Annotated in this window: 4 protein-coding genes; 1 reads left to right on the top strand and 3 read right to left on the bottom strand. The window is 69.0% G+C overall.

Annotated features, from left to right (window positions below; translation table 11 throughout):
- Nucleotides 1-891: alpha/beta fold hydrolase (locus ACWELQ_RS37550; RefSeq protein WP_452401769.1), on the top strand; the 891-nt coding region annotated here is incomplete at its 5' end.
- A gap of 70 nt (nucleotides 892-961) precedes the next feature.
- Here ACWELQ_RS37550 and ACWELQ_RS37545 read toward each other — a convergent pair.
- From ACWELQ_RS37545 to ACWELQ_RS37535, 3 genes are all read right to left on the bottom strand, one after another.
- Nucleotides 962-2,545, bottom strand: coding sequence for an ABC-F family ATP-binding cassette domain-containing protein (locus tag ACWELQ_RS37545; protein WP_452401771.1), 1,584 nt, complete (start codon nucleotides 2,543-2,545; stop codon nucleotides 962-964).
- 180 nt (nucleotides 2,546-2,725) lie between these two features.
- Nucleotides 2,726-4,168 (bottom strand): aldehyde dehydrogenase, encoded by a 1,443-nt coding sequence (locus ACWELQ_RS37540; RefSeq protein WP_452401768.1) that lies wholly within the window; start codon nucleotides 4,166-4,168, stop codon nucleotides 2,726-2,728.
- 100 nt (nucleotides 4,169-4,268) lie between these two features.
- Nucleotides 4,269-5,105 (bottom strand): FAD-dependent oxidoreductase, encoded by an 837-nt coding sequence (locus ACWELQ_RS37535; RefSeq protein WP_452401770.1) that lies wholly within the window; start codon nucleotides 5,103-5,105, stop codon nucleotides 4,269-4,271.
- Nucleotides 5,106-5,131: the final 26 nt, after the last annotated feature.

Genomic DNA, 5,131 nt, shown 5'->3' with positions numbered 1-5,131 from the left:
AGCCTGGGCCCGATCAAGAAGATCGACGCGGGCGTCCTCTCGGTCGCCTACGCCGAATTCGGGCCCGCCACCGGGCAACCGGTGATCCTGCTGCACGGCTGGCCCTACGACGCCTACAGCTACGCCGACGTCGGCCCGCTGCTGGCCGCGTCCGGATATCACGTATTCGTCCCGTTCCTGCGCGGCTACGGCGAAACCCGCTTCCTGTCCCCGCAGACCGTACGCAACGGTCAGCAGTCCGCGATCGCCCGCGACATCGTCGATTTCATGGACGCCCTGCACATCGACAAGGCCGTGCTCGGCGGATTCGACTGGGGCGCACGCACGGTCGACATCATCGCCGCGCTGTGGCCGCAGCGGGTCAAGGCCATGGTCGCGGTGAGCGGCTACATCATCACCCAGCAGGCCGCCCAACAGCAGCCGCTGCCGCCGGAGGCCGAACTGGGCTGGTGGTACCAGTACTACTTCGCCACCGAACGCGGCCGCCTCGGCTACGACCACAATCGCCACGACTTCAACAAGCTGATCTGGAAGCGGGCCTCCCCGGCCTGGAATTTCGACGACGCCACCTACGACCGCAGCGCCGCCGCCTTCGACAATCCCGATCAGGTGGACATCGTCATCTCCAATTACCGGTGGCGTTTGAGCCTGGCCCCGGGCGAGCCGCAATACGACGCCTACGAACAGCAGCTCGCGACCGGACCGGCGATCTCGGTGCCCGCCATCACGATCGGCAGCGACTTCGACGGGGCCGCCAAGGACGGGAAGGGGTATCGCGGCAAGTTCACCGGGAAGTACGAGCACCGCGTCTTCGACGGGATCGGGCACAACGTCCCGCAGGAGGCGCCGCAGCCGTTCGCGCAGGCCATCATCGACGCCGACCATCTGTGATCTCGCCCGAATGCCGGGCCCGGTAAGACAACCGGGCCCGGCATTCCGCTGTCTCCAGGCTGTCGCGTGGCTACAGGCTGTCGCGTCGCCGCATACCGCCGTCGACCTCGAGCTCGATGACGGTGTCGATGCCGATCCGGCGCAGGAACGGATAGTCGTGGCTGACAACGAGTATCGCGCCGCGATAGTCGCCGAGGGCTTCGACCAGCTGGTCCACGCTGCCGATATCGAGATTGTTGGTCGGCTCGTCGAGGATCAGCAGTTGCGCGGGCGGATCGGCGAACAGCAAGCGCGCCAGCGACACTCGGAACCGTTCGCCGCCCGACAGCGTCGAGACCGGCCGTTCCACGCTGCTTCCGCGAAGCAGCAAGCGGGCCAGTCGATTCCGGACCGTGCCCAGTGCGGTGGTGGTGGCCACCGCGTGCACGTTGTCGAGCGCGCTGGCCTGCTCGTCCAGATTGTCCAGCCGCTGCGGAAGATAGCCCACCCGGTCGGTGAGCAGTGTGCCGCGTTCGGGGTGCCGACCGGCGAGCAGATTCTCGATCAACGTCGACTTGCCCGCGCCGTTGGGCCCGATCAGGGCGACGCGTTCCGGCCCTTGGATGACGATGCGGCGGTCACCCTCGCCCAGTTCCGCGATGCGGCGGCTGCGCGGCACCTCGGGATCGGGCAGTTCCAGATGAATGTGTTCCTCACGGCGTACCCGTGACGACGCGGAGTCCAGGATTTCCTGGGCCGCACGTACTTTCGCGTCCAGCGTGGTGCGCATCGCACCGGCCGAACTTTGCGCCTTGCTCGCCCGGTTGCCCGCGAGAATTCGTGGAATTCCCCCGTCCCGCTGGGTGGCGCGGGCGGTGCGCTCGCGTCGGGCGAGTTTGGTCTCGGCCTCGACGCGCTGCCGCTTCTCGACCTTCAACGCCTGTTCGGCGCTCCGGGCCGCCTGCACGGCCGCGGCCTGTTCCTGTTCTGCGTACTGTTTCCAGGCGCTGTAGGGCCCGCCGAACACTTCCAGTGTCGCGCCGTGCAATTCGGCGGTGGCGTCCATCCGCTCGAGCAGTTCGAGGTCATGGCTCACCACGATGAGGGTGCCGGGCCAGGCGTCCACGAATCCGGCCAGCCTGGCGCGGGTTTCGCGGTCGAGATTGTTGGTCGGCTCGTCGAGCAGCGTGATCGGGGTGCGCTGGATCCGCAGCCCGGTGATCGCGACGAGCACGGCTTCACCGCCGGAGATCTCCCCGACCCGGCGGTCCAGATCGGCGGCGCTGAAACCGATGTCGTGCAGCGCCTCGTCGGCGCGGGCCTCGATATCCCAGTCGTCGCCGACGGTCTCGAAGTGCGCGTCGGCGGCGTCGCCGGACTCGATGGCGCGCAGGGCCGCGAGTGTGCCTGCGATACCGAGCAATTGCGCGAGGGTGGCGTCGCGGCCGAGGGTGAGGGTCTGCGGGAGATACCCCACCGCGCCGGTGGTCTCGATGCTCCCGGACGTCGGGGTCAGCTGCCCGGCGATCAGCCGCAACAGCGTGGACTTACCAGCGCCGTTGCGGCCGACCAGACCGGTGCGTCCGGTGCTCAACGTGCCGTTGAGCCCGGACAGCGCGACGGTGCCGTCGGGCCATTCGAAGGACAGCTGCCGCAGGGTGATGGCAGCGGACATGGACATGGATGTGGACATGGTTCGTCGACTCTTTCCTGCTCGGGAACGAGCGGGCCGCACGTGAATAAGGAACGTCGCGGAGCCGGACGAAGGCAAAGAGGTGAGAAAGCGCCGCCTTCGACCGGGCGGCTAGATTCTGTCGACTTCCTCCATGAGCACGTGATCACCCTATCAGCGGCGTCAGACGGTGATCGTCTGGTATTCGGTGTACTGGGCCAGGCCGACCGCACCGTATTCACGGCCGATCCCGCTGGCCTTGAATCCGCCGAAGGGGCCGTCGAATCCGATCGGCGCGCCGTTGACGGTGACCGTCCCGGTGCGGATGCGGCGGGCCACCGCGAGGGCCGCGGCCTCGTCCGCCGACCAGACGCCGCCGGAGAGCCCGTACTCGGAGTCGTTGGCGATGCGGAGCGCGTCGTCGATATCGTCGTAGGCGAGCACGACCAGGACCGGACCGAAGATCTCCTCGCGCGCGATGCGCATGTCCGGCGTCACGTCGGCGAAAACCGTTGGGGTGACATAGAAGCCATCGCGCAGGCCGGGCGGCAGCTGCGGGCCGCCGCACACCAGACGCGCGCCCTCGGCCAGGCCGATCTCGATGTAGTCGCGGACCCGCTGTTGCTGATCGCCGCGCACCATCGGGCCGATGAAGGTGCCGGGGTCGCGCGGATCACCGACCGGCAGGGATTCGACCAGCGCCGCCAGGGCCGCGACCACCTCCTCGTAGCGGGAGCGCGGGGCCAGGATTCGGGTTTGGGCGATACAGGATTCGCCATTGTTGAGCAGGGAACCGAACTTCAGGCCCCGCATCACGCTGTCCAGGTCGGCGTCGGGCAGGATCACCGCCGCCGATTTGCCGCCGAGTTCCAGGCTGACCCGTTTGAGCTGTTCACCGGCGAGGGCGGCGATGCGGCGACCGGCCGCCGTCGAGCCGGTGAACGCGATCTTGTCCACCAGCGGATGCGAGATCAGGTACTCGCTCGTCTCCCGTTCCGCGGGCAGCACGCTCAGCACCCCGTCGGGCAGGTCGAGGCGATCCAGCAGCTCGGCCAGCAGGCCCATGCTCAGCGAGTTCTCCGGGGATGCCTTGAGCACCACCGAGTTTCCGGTGAGCAGGGCGGGCAGGATCTTCGAGGTCGCGGAGGAGAACGGCGAGTTCCACGGGATCACCGCCGCCACCACGCCGACCGGCTCGCGCCGAACCACGCTGCGCACGTGCGCATTCGGATCCGAGGGGCTGAGGGTGCGTTCCCAGTCGAAGTGCTCGGCGGCGGTGAGGTAGGCGTTCGCTTGGCGGGTCAGACCGGCTTGACCGGCGGTGGTGAACCAGGCGGCGGAACCGTTCTCGGCGGTGATCAACTCGGCGATCCGGTCGGCCTGTTCGGCGCGCAGCTCGTTGAACCGGCGCAGTAGCGCGATGCGCTCGGCGGGCGCGGTGTCGCGCCAGGCGCGGCCTTCGAAGGCCGTCGCGGCCGCCTTCACCGCGGCGTCCACGTCCGCGGGGTGCGCCTGGGCGGCCTGGCCGATGAGCGAGCCATCGTGTGGCGAAAGGATCTCCAGCAGGGCCGGTTCGCTGGGATCACGCCACGAACCACCGATGTAGAGCCGGTCGTAGGTGATCATTCGTCGTCCTCCTCGAGGTCTGCCCGCTGAAATGTGGTCGTCGTCATAGCTCCGACGCTAGGGACCGCCGGGCGCGGGCCGCGAGCGTCGGATGACGTAATCACCGACGCTGATCCCGGTACGTCTCGAGCAGCCGCAGCCATACCTCGCTGATGGTCGGGAACGACGGCACCGCATGCCACAGCCGGTCCAGGGTGACCTCGCCCGCGATGGCGATGGTGGCCGAGTGCAGCAGCTCCGCGACGCCCGCACCGGCGAAGGTGGCGCCGAGGATCACGCCCCGCTCGGGATCGACGAGGATGCGGGCCCGCCCACGATAGTCCGGATCATGTTGCAGCGCACCGGCGACACGGCCGATGTCGTAGTCGACGACCTCGACCGTCCGGCCCGCCCGCGCGGCGTCCTCGGTGGTGAGGCCGACGGCGGCGATCTCCGGATCGGTGAAGACGACCTGCGGGACGGCGTGCAGATCGGCGGTGCCGGTGTGCCGTCCCCACGGGGAGAGGTCGAGTTCGCGGCCCGCCGCCCGCTCGGCGATCACCGTGCCCGCGATGCGCGCCTGGTACTTGCCCTGATGGGTGAGCAGAGCACGGTGATTGACATCGCCGACGGCATAGAGCCATTCGCCTGCCACGGCCGTCACGGTGTAGGTGTCGTCGGTGGGCAGCCACTCCCCCGACGGCACGCCGACCGTGTCCAACCCGATGTCGTCGGTGCGGGGCGCGCGCCCGGTCGCCAGCAGCAGTTCGTCGACCACGAGGCGGGTGCCGTCGTCCAGGCTCAGATGCACGCCGTCATCTGGTCCGCCCGCCCGTTCGGCGGTCGCGATGCCCGAGCCGAAACGCAATTCGACGCCCGCGGCCCGCAGCCGGTCGGCGACCAGGTCGGCGGCGAAGGGCCTGGCCCCAGCCGATGCCACGTCGGGGGAGAGCTCGATCGTGCTCGGCTACCCGGGCGGCGGGC

The sequence above is a fragment of the Nocardia sp. NPDC004722 genome (assembly GCF_053601505.1).
The sequence above is the reverse complement of the archived record's forward strand: the minus strand, read 5'-3'. Positions and strand labels throughout refer to the sequence as shown.

Coding starts and splice junctions, on each gene's coding strand:
- ACWELQ_RS37545 (WP_452401771.1), bottom strand. CDS start 2,545: ATGTCCGCTGCCATCACCCTGCGGCAGCTGTCCTTCGAATGGCCCGAC.
- ACWELQ_RS37540 (WP_452401768.1), bottom strand. CDS start 4,168: ATGATCACCTACGACCGGCTCTACATCGGTGGTTCGTGGCGTGATCCC.